Origin of the sequence: Pedobacter hiemivivus, assembly GCF_005144565.1 — a bacterium.
GTDB lineage: Bacteria > Bacteroidota > Bacteroidia > Sphingobacteriales > Sphingobacteriaceae > Pedobacter > Pedobacter hiemivivus.
Genome location: NZ_SWDX01000011.1, coordinates 88,228 through 104,724, shown reverse-complemented (window position 1 = coordinate 104,724; position 16,497 = coordinate 88,228). Strand labels below are relative to the sequence as shown.

Genomic DNA, 16,497 nt, shown 5'->3' with positions numbered 1-16,497 from the left:
ATTTCTTTTTTTAAAATGCCAATTGTAAACCTGCAGTATAAACGCTTAATGGTGGCAATGCATACCCCTTTGTTTCCGGATCAAAACCATCGTATGAGGTGATGGTAAACAGATTCTGCGCCTGAACATATACACTCAGGTTCTTAAATTTCGAATTCTTTATCACATCCGTAAGATTGTATTTCAGGGAGACATTTTTCAACCGGATAAAGGAAGCATCAACCCAATTGGCATTTGATAACCTGTATAAGTTTTGATAGGCATTATAAATAGCCTTCCCTGATGTTGTGCTTGCCCCCGGAATGGAAGTCACCTGACCTGGACTCTGCCATCTGTCTAATGCACTCAGATCTTTGTTTTTCAAAGCTCCATTGGAAAAAGTCTGGAAACCATAGTTAAGTCCTGGTCCTTCTTGTTTAGCGAACTGGAAAAAGAAATCCAGACTAATTTTTTTGTAAGTCAGACTATTCGATAATCCGCCGTAAAACTTCGGCATGGTATTGCCCATCACGACCATATCCATCGTTTCCGTAAATGCTCCGTCCCCATTCACATCTCTGAATAAGGGTACACCTGTGGCGGGATTTATGCCGGTGAAGTCATAACCTTTCACAATGGTAAGTGGCTGTCCGATCACATATCGGTTTGAATTTGCCGTTGTGGCCAGGTTTGGATAGTCTATCAATTTATTTCTGGCAATGGTCAGATTCGCGGAAGTATTCCAGGTAAAGTTTCCGCCACGCACATTTGCTGAAGTGATTTCGAACTCGAAACCCTGATTCTGCACCACTGCCGGTAAATTCGCCGTATATTCGGTAAATCCGGATTGCGAAGACAATGGGTAGCCAATCAACTGATTACCTGAACGGGTGCGGTAGAAATTCGCCGTCAGCATAAACCGATCCTGAACAAATCCTAAGTCAATTCCAAACTCAAGTTTCTTATTGACTTCCCAGCTGTAATCGGGATTGGGGAAACGACTAGGATAAATTCCCGCGGAACCACCATAAGGAAGTGAAGTTGAAGACCAGCTGTCTAAGAACTGGTAGCTTCCGATCTGATCATTACCTACTGTTCCGTAGCTTGTCCTCAATTTAGCAAAGGATAAGAATTTCAACTGATCTTTGACAAAAGATTCATTGCTGATGAGCCAGGCTGCACCAACCGATCCAAAATTACCAAATCGTTTTCCTGGTCCGAACCTGGAAGAACCATCACGACGGAATGTACCGTTGATGATGTATTTTTCATCAAAATTATAAGTTAAACGCCCGAAGAAAGAAGCATATCTGTATTTGGTGTAGGTATAAGTACGAGGTGTGACTACCGTTGCTGCTTTGATATTTTCTAATTGTTCATCGCTCACATAGCCTCCGCCGATCACGGATTGAGCTTCGGTAATACTGTGCTGAAAAGTTCCCCCGGCCAAGGCAGAAAGATTGCCTTTTCCCAATTGAATGGTATAATCCAGCTGAGGCTCCAGGATATAGGAGTTGAATGAGCCATTTCCGTAGTTCCCGGTACTTCCGCTATAGGTAGCGGGATTGAAACTGATTTTAGGCAGCGTTTGCACTTGTTTCGTTTCCAAACGGTTATATCCGGCACTTAATTTTGCATTCAAACCTTTGATAATGGTATAGGCCAATGAGGTGTTGACAAACATATTATTGGTATTGGTCACATTTGTGCGTTCGAGCAAAGCCATTGGGTTCTGCTCAGAAGGACTATACCAATAGTAATTGCCATTTGCATCGTATATCGGCAAATTAGGCGCCAGATTGAACGAACCTGCCAGGTCTGTGATTGCCGAATTGTTTTCGTCAATCACATATTTTATCGAGCTGGTCATTCTGAATTTATTGTCTTGCGAATTGTAATTCAAGGATGAATTTAAGGATCCTCTTGTATAACCAGTATTGCCTGGCAATACGGATTTCTCATTGCGGAATGTTCCGCCAACCAAAAAATTAGTCTGTTCAGTTCCACCGCTTAAACTTAACTGTGCTTCGGTGAGGCCTGCAGATTTTCCAAATAATTTTTCCTGCCAGTTCTGGTCCAGATCCGGACTCCAGGTTAACAGATCGGGAGCCAGCGTTTCAGTTGGGGTGACTGCATCATTTTTAAAGGCTTCGCGTCTTAATTCCAGATATTGCGCAGTATTGAGCATGTCAACTTTATGATTCACCTGCGCGAATCCCTGGTATACGTTCATGTTGACTTCCGCCTTTCCAGATCTACCTTTTTTTGTCGTAATTAAGATCACGCCGTTTGCACCCCTGGATCCATAAATAGAGGTCGCATCCGCATCTTTCAATACATCAATTCGCTCTATATCTGAGGGATTGATGCTACTCAATGGACTTTGCGTTCCATTTGCTCCAGTAAACTGGCTTAAACTTTCCGAAATAAATGGTATTCCATCCACAATATATAACGGCGAATTACCGGAGGATATGGAATTCTGTCCGCGCAGACGCACATTATATCCAGAGCCAGGATATCCTGTTACCGCAGAAATATCTAAACCTGCGACTCTCCCTTGTAATGCTGCAAGTGGATCTGCTACCGGTTGATTTGCAATGCTTTTGGCCGTAATGGAACTTACCGATCCGGTATTGTTTCTTTTTGTTGTAGTTCCATAACCGATGACAACCACATCATCAAGCGTACCCACATCAGGCCTTAAAGAAACATTCGTCATGCGCCCGTTTTTTACCGGGGCCTCTGCCGTAACATACCCGATATAGCTAAAAACAAGTATCACATTTTCATTAGCGACTCTTATAATGTATTTACCCTCACCGTCTGTAGTAACCCCGGTGTTTGTTCCCTTTACTTTAACAGACACACCCGGCAATGGAAGGTTATTTTCATCCTTCACAACACCATTGATCGTTATATCCTGAGCCTTGGCAGGCGCGTCTTTAAAAATAATGACACTATTGTTGACCTGTTTATAATTTAAGCCCGTCCCTTTCAACAACTCATCCAATGTGCTTTTTACGGATCGGCTTTCTCCGTTAAGGGTGACGTCCTTAACAGAGGAAATCAGCTCATTCCGGTAAGCAAACCTAAAGTCGGTTTGTTTTTCTATCTGAGAAAAAGCACTACGAAGTGTCCCCCTGTTGATGTCGATGGAGACTTTCACGTCGGAAAGTGTCTGAGCAGAACCTGGGGAGGCCGTTAAGCTGCCAACGGTAAAAAGAATGACCAATAAGAGGATCGCGTTTACTTTCATAAAAAATCTTAATTTTTTAAAATTAAACGGAGCGTAAAATGCCGGAACACACCGGCTTGCAAAACGAGTAGAATTGTAATACATTGCGTTGGTTTTAGTTTGAACTGATACGAGAATTGAAACCATCCGCAAACTCCGGGTGCAACCGGGGTTTGCTTCTTTTGGTTTGGCGTGTAAATATTATGGTGATGCCTTGTTGTTCATTTCTGGTTGTTTAGGTTTTTTTATTATTTAACATCCCGGTCCGTCGATCGTAACCAGATTGTTTTTTAAGGTTAATGTTGCTCCTGTAATATCTTCTACCACACTCAATACCTGAGTAATATCATTTCTATTTAAAAAAGCCGCTGTAAAGCGACACGATTTCACCTTCTCATTGTTAAACTGAATTTTCACACCATAACGCTCTGCTATCATTTCTGCAGCTTCGCCTAAGGTTATATCATCCATGATCAGATCATGTTTTTTCCACTCCACAACCTCAGCAGCATTGACTTTCATTTTTACTGGATCGGGTAATTTGGTATTCCATGCCAATTGCTGGTCTGGGGTTAAAACGGCCAGCATTTTCTTTCCGTTCTCTACCTTAACTTTTCCGCGTGTTACCGTTACAGTTACCGCATTATTGGCATCATAAGCGCTAATGTTAAAGGCAGTGCCCAATACAGTAGTTTTAATTTTTCCGGTATGGATTACAAAGGGATGCCTGGCATCATGCTTAATATCGAAATACGCTTCTCCTATTAGGCGAACTTCCCGTAGGGCCTTCCCTTCAAAAGTGTCGGCATACTCCAGATAGCTACCCTGATTTAATTGCACAGAACTTCCGTCAGGTAGTTTAACCCATTTATGGGCCTCATTTTTTTTCGGTGCCTGACTCGTCTTTTTTATTCCGGCCAAATCTCTTTGTTCAACACCTGACCTTAATTGTAACACACCAATGCTTGCTACCAATACCAACACTGCTGCCGCAGCTATCCATGTCCAATTCCAATGTTTTTTTACCGGTAATTTATCCTCAATAGCTTGATTTATTTTCTCAAAAAGCTTAGCTTCATCTATATTCAGATTTGGATGCGCCGAATTGGCAAATTCCTGTTCTGTAGCTTCCAATGCCTGGCGCCACTCTTCTTCATAACCACCAGCTTTAACAAAAGCCTCGACCTGCTTTATTTCAGCAAGACTACAGCGGTTTAAAATGAAATTTATAAATAATTCTTTGACCTGATTTTCCAATTTTTCTTTGCCTGTTTATTATATTACAATTAACAGGCAGGGTACATTTACTCCAATTGAAAATAAATATTCTTTTTTTGAAGAGGACTGTCACTTTAGATAGTATATATGTTTTTATGGGTATATTTGGGTATATTTTTGGATAATGAAGATCAACTCACTTACGATAACACCTGAAATTTTAAGCATTATTTCGGGCATAGATGAATTTAAAGGTACGTGGAAGGTATTGGGTAATCTCGCACCTGAACAACTAACCTCTTTAAGAAGAGTCGCTACTATCGAAAGTATAGGATCCTCAACCCGCATAGAAGGTAGTAAGTTAAATGACAGGCAAGTAGAAATGCTACTCTCTAATTTACAAATTCAAAAATTTGAAAATCGTGACGAACAGGAAGTTGCGGGTTACGCAGCAGTAATGAGTACCGTTTTTGAGAATTACCAGGAAATCCCTCTTACTGAAAATTATATACGTCAGTTTCACAGAGATTTACTGAGATATAGTGATAAAGACTCTCGTCATCGTGGTGAATATAAAAAACATAGTAATCAGGTAGAGGTGTTTAATTCCGGTGGTAAAAGTGTTGGGGTTATTTTTGTTACAGCGAGTCCTTTTGATACACCATTAAGAATGCAACATTTAGTGGAATGGACAAATGAAACTCTGGCTAATAAATCATTACATCCAATATTGGTTACGGCTATTTTTGTTGTAGAATTTTTAGCCATACACCCGTTTCAAGATGGCAATGGAAGACTTTCAAGGGTATTGACTACTTATTTATTGTTATCCACAGGATATGCATATGTGCCATATAGTTCACTTGAATCAATCATTGAACATAGCAAAGAAGGATATTATCTGGCACTTAGGCAAACTCAGGGAACATTGGAAAATGACGCTCCTGATTGGCAACCTTGGGTATTGTTTTTCTTGAAAGCCTTATTGAAGCAAAAACAAAGATTGGAGATAAAACTCGAGAAAGAATACTTACTCTTGGGGCAACTTCCACAATTATCTGTAGATATTTTAGAACTGGTAAAATCCAGGGGACAAGTAACTATTAGTAATATTGTTACAATTACCGGGGCTAATAGGAATACGATCAAAAAGCACTTGGAAAATTTGGCATTACAAAAACAACTTCAAAAACATGGAGTAGGCAAAGGAACCTTCTATACTCGATAAATTCTTTTAGATGGCTATCCCCAATAGTTCTAAACTAATCAGGGAAGCTAATGGGGATAAAACAAAATGAATAGCAAGGCCCCATTACGAACCATAAAATCTTTAATCGTTTTAAGTGCCTTTACCATTTGACTGTTTACAGTACTGTCTTTAATGCCTAATTTCTCCGCAGCCTGTTTATAGGAATAACCATCCTCTCTGCAAAGTTCATAAATGGCCTTCCGCTTAGGTGGAAGCTGATTTACCGCCAAACTAATGAACTCACCTGTTTGTTTTCGCTCGGTATATTGCAAACCATCTTCAGATTGATGTATGGCATGTGTAAATAGTTCATCCGAAATCCAGGTTTCCCTTGATGCTCGTTTAATTACATTTAGCGACAGGTTTCTGGCAATGGTAAAAAGGAAAGCCTGAACAGAGCGGTCTGTTTGAATGCTGGCGGCATGTTCCCATAATTTAACAAAAGTATCTTGAGTGATGTCTTCAGCAAGTGCAGGAGATTTAAGAATTCCCAAGGCATAGGCATAGATCTTCTTTACATACAAGTTGTACAACTGCGAAAATGCTTTTGGATCTTGTAGTTTAAGTTTTTCTAATAATTCTATTTCCCTACCGACAGACAACCTCATGTTCTACAAATTTAGTAGATTTTATCTCAGAATCTCAATCTTTCGATTATTAATGGGAAAGTTACAAAATTTTAACACGATTAAGAAAATGAGGGATTAAATTGAAGGGGGCAATTGCCGGACATAGGAAGAAAAAAATAATTTTTAATTGTATGCCTTAACTAACTGCAGAATAAGTGCTGTGGGCATCACAAGGCCGCTTACTCTACTGTAACGGGCAATATTTATTCCATAGAAATGTCCTTTCGCGTCAAATACAGGCCCCCCGCACTGCTCTGGCCTCAAGATGGCATCATGTGAGAATACCTTACTGAACCCATCACGCCTGAAACTTTTCCCTCCTGCAAAATTCTCCGCAGGATGGTTAAAACTGATTTGAGGCATTGTTCCCAGGGTAACTTCCCTGATCAGGATGGTATCTTTTAAGGGCTCACTATTTTTACGAGTTATTTTAAGGGCGATTTTATCCCCCGGCCAATATTTCTGGTAAGCACTGATAAAATCAAATGGCTGAATGATGTTTATTTTATCAATACCAGCAATATGATCTCCAGGCTGCAAGTCAGCTTTGCTGGCAGCTGAACCAGGGTTTATGCCGGTTATGGTTAGTTTACCTTCGTTAAATCCAATTCCAGCACCCAGGTACCCTGCACTGCTCATTTTAGGCAATTCAAATGCAGCACTACCGATGACACTAATTTTATAAGTATTATTGGATTGCGGTGAGATTAAAAATTCCCCCAACTGGCTAAGTGTCAAAGTATCGGAATTTAGTGCCGACAATTTTATACCTCCTTTAAGTTTAACAGCAGTGGAAAGCAAAACCAGATCATTATTTCTGTCCCGGGCAATAACTGTGGCGGCAACTTCTTTTCCATCAAGCTCAATGACTGGATTTTGTCCAACCAAAGAACTTTTGCTGACTAAAAGGCTGCGGTTTTTAAGTTTATTGTTTAAAGGAGAACCGTCAGCTTGAATCAGCGTGGCCTGTATTGTTTGCAATTTACCATCCAGCAGGCTTTTGAGCAGACAGACAGTCCCCTGGAGTTTAGCTGCATTTTTCCCGAAACTGATCTCCGGTGTTTCCAGTCCCGGTAATCCTGTAAGCTCCGCAACGATTGGATCTATGCCAATCTCATCTTCCAAAGCAGGAAATGCTTTATAAGTTTCTGCTTTATTTAATGCTGTCCAGTATTTTCGGTAAAGATCAACCGGGACCTCAAAGTTATCCTGCTCGCCAACATCAATTGCGCTATGCAGACCGATTAATCGGCCATGGTAATCGAACAGCGGGCCACCTGAATCTCCTGGTTCCATGATACAGGTGGATGTAATGAAGCCGCGTTTATTTAGTACTTCAGCCACATAGCCAAAGCGTACCGTAGGCAGGGATTGGTTAAGACTTTCAGGATAGGCTATACTGATACAGGGTTCGTGTTTTTTCAGGCTCGACGACCAGCCCATCTCTGCATAGGGCCATGTACCTTGCTCGATGATCTTCATCATCGCCACGTCGGGAACCGAGGTATTGCCTTCTAGCTCGATTTCGCCCAAGCCTCGGGCAATATGCTCCGATCCATCCGGGAACATTACTTTGTAGGTAGCACCAGGCTTGTTTACGTGTGCAGCGGTAAGGATATGCCCGCTTGCGCTGACAACCACGCCACTGAATTGTCCACCGGTCCGGATTTGCTTTTCTATATCATAACCCCACATCCTGACACTTGCCGCAGATGCCTTTTGAATGACTTTTTGGACGGTAATCGTTAAACGGTCGGGGTTGAATTTTTGTGCATAGGCATTGCTACCTGTTCCTGTGATTAGGAACAGTGTAGCAATACAAATAAGAAATTTTGTCATATTACAGGTTTTACCTTCTCTCGTTGAATACTCCGAATTCCGCAATCGAAGGAACGCTATCAAACGACAGATATTTAATCCTCACCTTATTCCCCCAGATACGGCCGAAACGGTGTATTAAGATTCTCGATTTGCTTTTCCCTTCGGCTAAAGGATGCCATGAACTGTTAGCAAAATACTCGATAGTATAGGATACCTGATCAGATTTTGCCTGGGTAATTACAATCGCGTTAAAGGCCGTTTCTTTGATAAGGTCGACCTCAAACCAAGGGTTTTTAACTGTCGGGTGCGAGGTCCAGTTAGAGCTGAAATCATCATCAACAGCAAAGTCCATGATGGACATGTCCCAGCTCCAGCTTCCGTTGGCCGGCTTTCTTTTGGCCAGATTCGACGAAATAACAGGTGCTTCTGCCGCAGGAAATTTAGGAAATCCGCCGATTGGTTTATATAGTTTACCCATTTCACGCAATGCAACAAGGGCATTGTCGTCAATTAAACCATCACGGTTAGGGGCCACGTTGAGGATGAAATTGCAATAAACCTGGTTGTAAGGAACAGCATTTTCATTTATCATTTTCTCAGGAGACTTGACTGCTGTGGTTGGAAAAGATGTTTTCCAAAACCAGTTTTCCTGTAGGGGTAAACACGCCAGGGCAGGTAATTTATTGTGCTCTTTAGAGATGTGCTGACCGGCACCTTGCTCATACGATTTAATATCGGTGTAAAACAAAGCTTCAGTCGGGTATTTGGCCGCGTTTAAATCCATCACCAAACAGTTTGGCTGTATGGACTTTATTAAATTGTAAATCTCTTCAAAAGGGACATCATCGTAGGAAATTCTGGACCATGGTGCGTCCCATCCATCAATAACCAAAGCAGAGATTTCACCATAATTAGTCAGCAACTCGGTGAGTTGTTCTTTGACCATTTTGATATGTACCGGGCTAATTTGGCCTGGACGAAGTTTATGGTGTGTATCTAAAATAGAATAATACAACATCACCTTCAATCCTGCTTTACGAAAAGAAGTTACGTATTCTTTAACCACATCCCGTTTCAAGGGACTATTCATCACATTATAATCTGTCGTTTTAGTATCCCATATCGCAAATCCGCTATGGTGTTTGGTTGTTAAACAACCATAAGACATATTTGCGGATTTAGCGGCTTTAGCCCATTGATCTGTATTAAGTTTTTTAGGGTTAAAGATTTCGGGGGATGCATCTGGATCCGCCCAATCATCGTTCATATAGGTAGGGATGTTGTAATGGATAAACATCCCGAATCCAAGGTCGACAAAAGCTTGTTGCAACTGTTGAAGCGGGCGCTGATCCGTGCGGCTTTGCGCGAAGGCACTATTTATAGAAGCAGCGCAGCCGAAAGCGCATAAGAATGCGGCAACAACTAAGAGTTTACATTTCATATTGTGTGTTCACTGAAAATTCAGATTTTGATGTCAACCATTTTTTTGCCGGGCGGGAAACACTTATTTTCGTCACAAGTCTGGTAAGACATGCCGCAGCTGATTGCCGAGCCTGGCTTTACATTTACAAGACTCAATTCTATGGAAAACGTAGCCTTGTCCTCAAAGATAAATACGCCTTCATATCCGGGAAACGGAACGGATGGAGAAGATTGCCACTCCCCTTTAATGCTTACGCCTTCTGGCAGTTCCAGGAGTACTTTTACGGGTATGAAGGGGCTGTCATCAGGAAGAAGTGCATAGGTATGCCAGCCTTTTAAGATGGCTGCATCGATATAAAGCCTTGCGGTGTTGCTATTTTGTCCGTAAACCAGTTTCGCCGAAACTGCTACCGGGTCTTCAATTGTAGGCCCGGCAATTTGAGCCGAAGTTTTCTCAGTGAGACTTACTGATGCGCTTTTGTTTTGCTGCCCGGATTGACCAAAGGTGTTCACGATAAATTTAAACCCAGCAGCCTCGGTAAAGAAAAGCTTTTGTTTATTGGTATTGAACCAATTTCTCCATTCTGCCGCAGTGGTAAAGCTTTCGTTAGTATAACGCAAGAGTACGCGTTTTGCCATTGCTTCATCCTGCTTTCTTTCCAACATTGTAATGCAATGTTCCAGTATGGCTGGCTTGCGATTGGATTTCTTCATTTGAGCTGCATCCGCATCCAATTGTAAAGCATAGGCATTGGCAGGATAGAAATACTCATAGTTTTCTCGGAAGTATTGGTGATATAGTGCGGTATTGGTGCCGAACTTCGCAAATAGCGCGTCACCCGCTTGCGTCTTCAGGTAGTCTTCAAAGCTTTCCATCGCATTGGTAACCGGCATTTTAAGAAATTGCTCATTACCTTTACCGATATCTTCTCCGGCATCCTTTTTATCTCTGAGTTCTTTTTGTAGTTTAAGCAGCCTTTCGTTTCCTACCTTCCGGGACACGATTGCTTTGTCATACAGCGCTCTGCTTATCCGATAGATTTTTTCATCTATGCTGGTACGGGTTTCAATCTGCACCTTTTTGACGATGGCGGGCTTATGATCGTATTTTTTTATATAACAAACAGTGTTTACAAATACATCTTTCGCCTCATCGGTCATGTAATCTGGAGATCCTGAGAAGCCCCACATGAAATAATTCCCTTGCCTGCCTAGTGCTACTGCTTCGGCATTTTTCAGGCATACACCCCCTGAAATCACTTCCGCATCCGGAGAGTCTTCAAAGCCTTCACCATGCGAGACCATACCGATCAGGTATTTTTGACCTGCGGGAAGATCTCCTTTTACCACTTGCCACATCGGCATGCTTTTTGGCGTTTTCTCACCTTGGTGTCCGTTGAAAAATGAACCCGGAGTGGGTTTGTTCTGCATCGTCAATTTAACTTTGTTAGGGGCATTGAAGATGGCATGTGTGGTTTTGATGTTCAGGGCTTCATCATCCAGGCACTGGCAGTACCAATCGAACTTAAGGCCTATAGGCAACCCAACGTTGGGTGCCATAGCATGCATTAGGATCATCGGACGACTGAAATCAGCTGGCAGTTTTACCGGGCCCGCATCCATGATCGTGACATCCACACCATTAGACATCTCTGCAGTGTAATCGCGTACATCCACAGTTTTGACTTCCTGAAAGCGGGTCTCTAAAAAAGCTTTGAAATCCGCCATTCGTGTCTGGTACATTTTGGCGACCACAGTGGCAGAGGTACTATAATAGACCACATCAGCTGGCATTGGTTTTTCGGGCTTGTAACCTACGTATAATACCTTTAGCTGGATCTTCTCCTTCGCAAACGCCTGCTGCATCGTCAGCAACACCAACGCGATCGTGAATAGTTTCTTCATTAGTTCATCAATTCAGCTAATTTTTTATTCAGGGCCTCACCCATCAGGTGGGAACCGATGATCTTGCCTTCAGGGCTGACCAGGAAATTGGCAGGAACGCCTGAGATACCATAGACCTTGCGGGCTTCATTATCCCAGCCTTTGAGGTCAGAGATTTGCGGCCATGTTAGTCCGTCTTTTTTGATTGCTTCCAACCATTTAGCTTTGTCGCTATCTACGGATACACCCAGGATTTCGAATCCTTTGTCTTTAAATGAAGCATACTGCTTCAGCAAATTCGGACTTTCCGCGCGACATGGAGAACACCAGCTGGCCCAAAATTCTATCAGCACATATTTGCCTTTAAAGTCAACTAATGAAACGGATTTACCGTTGACATCCTGCTGGGTAAAATTGGGTGCATTAACGCCTATGGCAGTGACAATGTGTGCATTTAATAGTTTGTATAGTCCCTGACCGGTATACGACAGGCGTAATGGCTCACTTAGTTTATTAAACAAAGGCAATACCATATCTGATTTCACACCATATCCACTTACAGATTCTGACAATGCTTGCAACGCAAAGTAAGAATTAGGATTATTTTTCGCAAAAACCAGCATCTTTTGTCCGCGTGCAATTCTCAATGCCTGCACTTGCTTATCCAGCGCCTTGAAATAAGCTGTATCTTTTTGCTGCGCAGGACTCGACCTGTTGATAGCAACATTGGCATTGTGGTGTACAGTCATTACTGTAGGGCCAACTTGTTTATCAAAAGCCAGCATTTCGTTATAGACTTTGGAGCCCGTCCATTTTGCATTGTAGAGCGAATCTGGCGAATTGATCTGTATCTTTTCTTTGCCAAAGCTGACATAAACCACATCTCCCAAGCCTTTGGTTCCGTAGATCTCTTTGTCGCGGATGCCTTCACGAGAAAGCGTCATTCTTGAATTAGCAATTCCCGCTATATTCCCGGTAAATTTAAACGCCCCATTTACAAGCGTTGCGGAATCTGATTTCCCTTCTCCTTCTGAGTTATAATCAATATACATCTTTGCAGGTGCATTAAGGTTTCCTATTTTACCAGTAATTGTAAAATTAGGTGTTTGTGCTATGGCCATGACGGGTAATAAAGTCGCCAGCATTAAAATTTTTAGTTTCATGATTCTTGTGTTTTTAGCTATTTTTCCATTTGAGCGGTGCGATATGCATCCGGCCTGGCTGAGCCTGACCGGATGCATTTTCATTTCCCGCTATTAATTTGTCCTGGTTAAAAAGTCTACGGGTGAGCCCGGTATGCCGTTTATGGTACTCAAGATATTCCCTTTTTTAGTCCCGGAGATATCAAGTGTATGTAAGGCTCCCTCCACACCGACATACAACTTATTGCCGTCATCGCTGATTTTAATCATTGAGATTTTCTTTCCTGCAAAATTCGCCTCCTGCATTTCTAAGGTCTGCCCGATCGGATTGTAACGATAAACCTTATCATTGGTTGAAAAATAGAATACGTTGATACTGTTTCGTACCCATTTGGAATCTGCCTGAACAAGCGAAGAACCTGCGAAGATGCGCTTTTCTTCGGCAACGATCGACTTCGTATCTGCCGTAAGCTGATTGTTGAATCTCAACTCATAGGTATTGCCGTCAGCTTCTTTGAAAAAAGCATAGGTTGTACCAGCTGAACTTGCTTTCATATAAATAAGATTTGTCAGCCCGATATTTTTAGGATCAAATGGAGCTGTCGGCAATGTACTGGAGGTATAGGTTTTTCCAAGGTAATTTCCTCCACCATCAAACGTAACAAGGCCTTTGGATTTAAGGTCGTACCCCAGGTAAAAGGCACCGCCATGGGTAAAGTAAGGAGACAAAGTATAATCGCCAATTTGTTCATTGGCAAACTTGCCATAATCAGGGGCAAACGGTGCGGTAGACTGCACGCCTATAAAAAGCTTTCCATTAATGACCCCCTGTGCAACTGTCCCCATCAACGTCTCCATACGCCCTGGAACAATTGTACTTGCCGGCAAGAAAAACTGGGATTTAAAATTGTCTTTGTATAATAGCGTACTTGGATTAACAATCGCACTTCCCGTTGCGGGGTCATTACACAATATCCAATATTCCTCTTTAGACAGCAATTGGTAAGGAAGTGGTTTGGAATAATAAAGCTGCACCGGATTTTTCGGCAGAGATCCCGTTTGAAGGCTCTCATAAATATTTGCCAAAATGGTATTGTCTGGCTTTACAAAAGAGAGTTTAGCTGTTCCGCCATCGTTACTTAGAATCAGCGTTCCCTGAGAAAACTGTGTGGTTCCGGTGATTTTAAACTTGTATTTATAGATCAGGCCGTTCCTTTTATCAGTAACAATTAAAGTTGAACTCCGTTCGCCCGTTCCCAGGTTAAACAGCATTTTTAGTGGATAGCCTGTGTAACTGATCTCTCTCAATTCTTCCAGTAATGTAATCCTCCATTCGAAGGTAAGATCCTTTAAAGGATCTGCTCCTGCCAGGCTGACTTCGGGCTTGATAATCAGCGAATCACCGATTAACGCAGGAATATTAGCATCCAGAATGCCTTTCACGACTGGCTCCGATGGCGGGGAATAGGTGTAGTTTCCCAGGTCCTTTTTACAGGAGGTATAAAAGATGGCTGCAAAAGCCAGTAGGTATAAAAGTTTTTGTTTCATGATGGTATATACTTAGTTCATGATAATTTGATTGCCATTCTCATTCATAAAGAAGTAGCTGTTGACTTGCGGGAAGAATTTGACATACGTTTTAATGGTTGGCGCATCCGCATGATAAAAATCATAATCTTCCGTTCCGTCTGTTCTTTTCGTGAGTATGTATCCTTTTTCGGGATATCTTGCTACCCATGCAAAAGGATCCCGGGTGAAATTCCGGGCATTTTGAAGATAGTAAAGTGACCTTGGAATACCAAGAAAGCCATTTGGCGCACTGGTATTCACCAATTCACCACCACCTGAAATTAGGTACAACTTGTGCGCGGTTCTGCTATAAGGACCGAGATTGCCTTGCCACCATACCCACCATACCGGCTGTTCCAGCCTGTTGGAGTACATAATCCGCTTCGTACGAATGGGAACCGGCAATAATCCTTCAAAATCTTCTCCTCCAATAACCCTCAGACCAAGGACAACCGAACTATTGGCCAGTTCGGGATCTATATTTTTAAGGATAACCGGAACGAGTACCTTTCCAGAATCCGCAGGAATTACATAATAAGGTTTCAAGGCTTCATAATGCAGGTTTACGCGGGCGGTAGTTAAACTATCGACCACAGTTAAAATAAATTTCCTGGCTGTCGACACCCGTTTACCAGCTATAGTAACCGGTACAAAAATCGTATCGCTGGCCAAACCTGGACTTTCCGCAAAAGAATAAGTAATTGCTGCAGTATCGGGATTGCCTTTGACATCTAAATAATTCAGGGAAATATTGTCAGTAAGCGTTTCATACTGAGTAATTTCATTTTTTTTGCAGGCAAACAAAAGTGTGCTGAGCAAGAGTATATAGTTGATGTTGGTTTTCATGGTGCTTATCAATTTAATTTCTGTAACCTAACTCATCAAGTGGCATAGGAAAAACAAAGATTTTATCAGATGCAGGATAGATCAACCCGTTGGTATTGAAAATATCCAGATTCAGCCTTTTGTGCATATAGAAAATCTGGCTTTCTCCATAAAATTCCTTTCTGGCATCTTTGACCAATTCTCTGATAAAATCACCTTTTACAATGGTCTTGGATAAAACAGTCCGGATTCCACGGTGAAGACGGACACTATCTACATAGGCCGTTGCCTGGTTCGGATTACTGTCGAAGCTAGCTTCGGCGGCGATGTAAAACATTTCAGACAACCGGATGGCGGGTGCAACCACCGGGTGCATATTGCGCAGGGGGGGTGAGTTCCGGGTATATTTCTGAAGATTAGTACGTTTTGCCCCGACGTTATCGAGGAACCATTGTCTGTAGCGCCAATCTTCTCCCCCCAATCCAGATTCATAAATCAGGTCTTTTTGAATGATTGTAGGCACAAAATCAGCATTATCATCAGAAAAACGATTCTCGAAATGCTTCATCGCATCAGTACCTAAAGCCCAGGAGGAAATTATTTCGGGATAAAAAAGCTTGTCACGTTGTTCTTTGTTGGTATTGAATACATCAACTTGCTGAGCCCATGGGAATTTCTTAGCTTCAATCACTTCCTTAGCATTGCTGAGGCTATTGATCAGGTCTTGTTTGTACAAATAAACCCTGGCCAATTCGCCGCAAGTACTAAAGTAATTCATCCGGTGTCTTCTGTTCTGGAGAAAAAGGGATGGATTTTTGGTCTCTGTAGATTTTGCACTTTCGGCTGTACCTTCCGGATAGGTTTTATCGGGATAACCGACTTTGTAATCTGCGGCCAGGATCGGATCTGAAGTCTTCAATAATATTTTGGCTTCATTAAGATCTGCAATGAGCTTATTCAACACTTCAGTTACATTAGAAAATGGGGTGGCCTTAATGGAAACAGCTGTCACATAGGGAATAGCCTTAGCCGTTGGGTTATTTTTGTAAGAAGGTGCATACATTCTCAATAGATCAAAGTGGAGATATGCCCGCAAAGTGAGTGTTTCACCTTTGATCAACTCATAGTTTTTACCTGCAAATACAGATTTCTTTTCATCAATAGCTTCCAGAATTGCGTTGCAATTCCCTATTGCTTTATAGGCATTGGTCCAGATCTGTGCTGCTTTACTCACCCATTGCGGATCGTCATATTTGAAAGCGGCCACGTTTTGCGTATTCAGATCGGTAAACTCGTAATTCTGTGCAATAATGTCGAGATTGCTCACCGTCAGGTTACCGCCGTACAAATCCAGGGTACTGCAATAGGTATACACTCCATTAAGTGCTTCTTTAAAGCCCTCTTCGGTACTAAACAGCTGTTCCTTCGTCACATCCGATTCTGGCTGAACATCCAGGAACTTTTTGCATGAGGTAAATACCATTATGCAGGCGATGATGTATAAATATTTTATTTTCATGT

The 16,497-nt window shown here is 42.0% G+C and carries 11 protein-coding genes; 1 reads left to right on the top strand and 10 read right to left on the bottom strand.

Features of this window, described 5'->3' with window-relative positions; all coding sequences use genetic code 11:
• Positions 1-10: 10 nt before the first annotated feature.
• Both FBD94_RS22230 and FBD94_RS22225 read right to left on the bottom strand, forming a co-directional pair.
• Positions 11-3,238: a TonB-dependent receptor gene (locus tag FBD94_RS22230; protein ID WP_235884595.1), complete on the bottom strand. Its 3,228-nt coding sequence runs from the start codon at positions 3,236-3,238 to the stop codon at positions 11-13.
• Positions 3,239-3,469: 231 nt separating this feature from the next.
• The gene (locus tag FBD94_RS22225; RefSeq protein ID WP_136881833.1) at positions 3,470-4,474 is read right to left on the bottom strand and encodes a FecR family protein; all 1,005 of its coding nucleotides are present in this window, start codon (positions 4,472-4,474) and stop codon (positions 3,470-3,472) included.
• Between the two features lie 145 nt (positions 4,475-4,619).
• Between FBD94_RS22225 and FBD94_RS22220 the strand changes: the two genes are divergently transcribed.
• Entirely contained in the window at positions 4,620-5,663 is a 1,044-nt protein-coding gene (locus FBD94_RS22220) for a Fic family protein (protein ID WP_136881832.1), read from the top strand.
• A gap of 47 nt (positions 5,664-5,710) precedes the next feature.
• Here the strand turns inward: FBD94_RS22220 and FBD94_RS22215 are convergent, their stop codons facing one another.
• From FBD94_RS22215 to FBD94_RS22180, 8 genes are all read right to left on the bottom strand, one after another.
• Positions 5,711-6,292 carry an RNA polymerase sigma factor gene (locus FBD94_RS22215; RefSeq protein WP_131609327.1) on the bottom strand — a complete coding sequence of 194 codons (582 nt, stop codon included), beginning with the start codon at positions 6,290-6,292 and terminating at the stop codon, positions 5,711-5,713.
• Between the two features lie 144 nt (positions 6,293-6,436).
• Complete coding sequence (locus FBD94_RS22210) at positions 6,437-8,152, bottom strand: trypsin-like peptidase domain-containing protein (protein ID WP_136881831.1); 1,716 nt, start codon at positions 8,150-8,152, stop codon at positions 6,437-6,439.
• Positions 8,153-8,162: 10 nt separating this feature from the next.
• Complete coding sequence (locus tag FBD94_RS22205; RefSeq protein WP_136881830.1) at positions 8,163-9,575, bottom strand: alpha-L-fucosidase; 1,413 nt, start codon at positions 9,573-9,575, stop codon at positions 8,163-8,165.
• 20 nt (positions 9,576-9,595) lie between these two features.
• Positions 9,596-11,461, bottom strand: a complete 1,866-nt coding sequence (locus FBD94_RS22200; RefSeq protein WP_136881829.1) for a protein-disulfide reductase DsbD domain-containing protein — start codon at positions 11,459-11,461, stop codon at positions 9,596-9,598.
• Positions 11,461-12,603 (bottom strand): TlpA disulfide reductase family protein, encoded by a 1,143-nt coding sequence (locus FBD94_RS22195; RefSeq protein ID WP_136881828.1) that lies wholly within the window; start codon positions 12,601-12,603, stop codon positions 11,461-11,463. The genes FBD94_RS22200 and FBD94_RS22195 overlap by 1 nt, the downstream gene beginning before the upstream one ends.
• A gap of 93 nt (positions 12,604-12,696) precedes the next feature.
• Positions 12,697-14,130 (bottom strand): PKD-like family lipoprotein, encoded by a 1,434-nt coding sequence (locus FBD94_RS22190; RefSeq protein ID WP_136881827.1) that lies wholly within the window; start codon positions 14,128-14,130, stop codon positions 12,697-12,699.
• A gap of 12 nt (positions 14,131-14,142) precedes the next feature.
• Positions 14,143-14,997 carry a DUF4843 domain-containing protein gene (locus tag FBD94_RS22185; protein ID WP_136881826.1) on the bottom strand — a complete coding sequence of 285 codons (855 nt, stop codon included), beginning with the start codon at positions 14,995-14,997 and terminating at the stop codon, positions 14,143-14,145.
• A 13-nt stretch (positions 14,998-15,010) separates the two neighbouring features.
• Positions 15,011-16,495, bottom strand: a complete 1,485-nt coding sequence (locus tag FBD94_RS22180) for a RagB/SusD family nutrient uptake outer membrane protein (RefSeq protein WP_136881825.1) — start codon at positions 16,493-16,495, stop codon at positions 15,011-15,013.
• Between the last annotated feature and the right edge of the window lie 2 nt (positions 16,496-16,497).

Coding starts and splice junctions, on each gene's coding strand:
- FBD94_RS22185 (WP_136881826.1), bottom strand. CDS start 14,997: ATGAAAACCAACATCAACTATATACTCTTGCTCAGCACACTTTTGTTT.
- FBD94_RS22190 (WP_136881827.1), bottom strand. CDS start 14,130: ATGAAACAAAAACTTTTATACCTACTGGCTTTTGCAGCCATCTTTTAT.
- FBD94_RS22200 (WP_136881829.1), bottom strand. CDS start 11,461: ATGAAGAAACTATTCACGATCGCGTTGGTGTTGCTGACGATGCAGCAG.
- FBD94_RS22210 (WP_136881831.1), bottom strand. CDS start 8,152: ATGACAAAATTTCTTATTTGTATTGCTACACTGTTCCTAATCACAGGA.
- FBD94_RS22195 (WP_136881828.1), bottom strand. CDS start 12,603: ATGAAACTAAAAATTTTAATGCTGGCGACTTTATTACCCGTCATGGCC.
- FBD94_RS22205 (WP_136881830.1), bottom strand. CDS start 9,575: ATGAAATGTAAACTCTTAGTTGTTGCCGCATTCTTATGCGCTTTCGGC.
- FBD94_RS22220 (WP_136881832.1), top strand. CDS start 4,620: ATGAAGATCAACTCACTTACGATAACACCTGAAATTTTAAGCATTATT.
- FBD94_RS22215 (WP_131609327.1), bottom strand. CDS start 6,292: ATGAGGTTGTCTGTCGGTAGGGAAATAGAATTATTAGAAAAACTTAAA.
- FBD94_RS22180 (WP_136881825.1), bottom strand. CDS start 16,495: ATGAAAATAAAATATTTATACATCATCGCCTGCATAATGGTATTTACC.
- FBD94_RS22230 (WP_235884595.1), bottom strand. CDS start 3,238: ATGAAAGTAAACGCGATCCTCTTATTGGTCATTCTTTTTACCGTTGGC.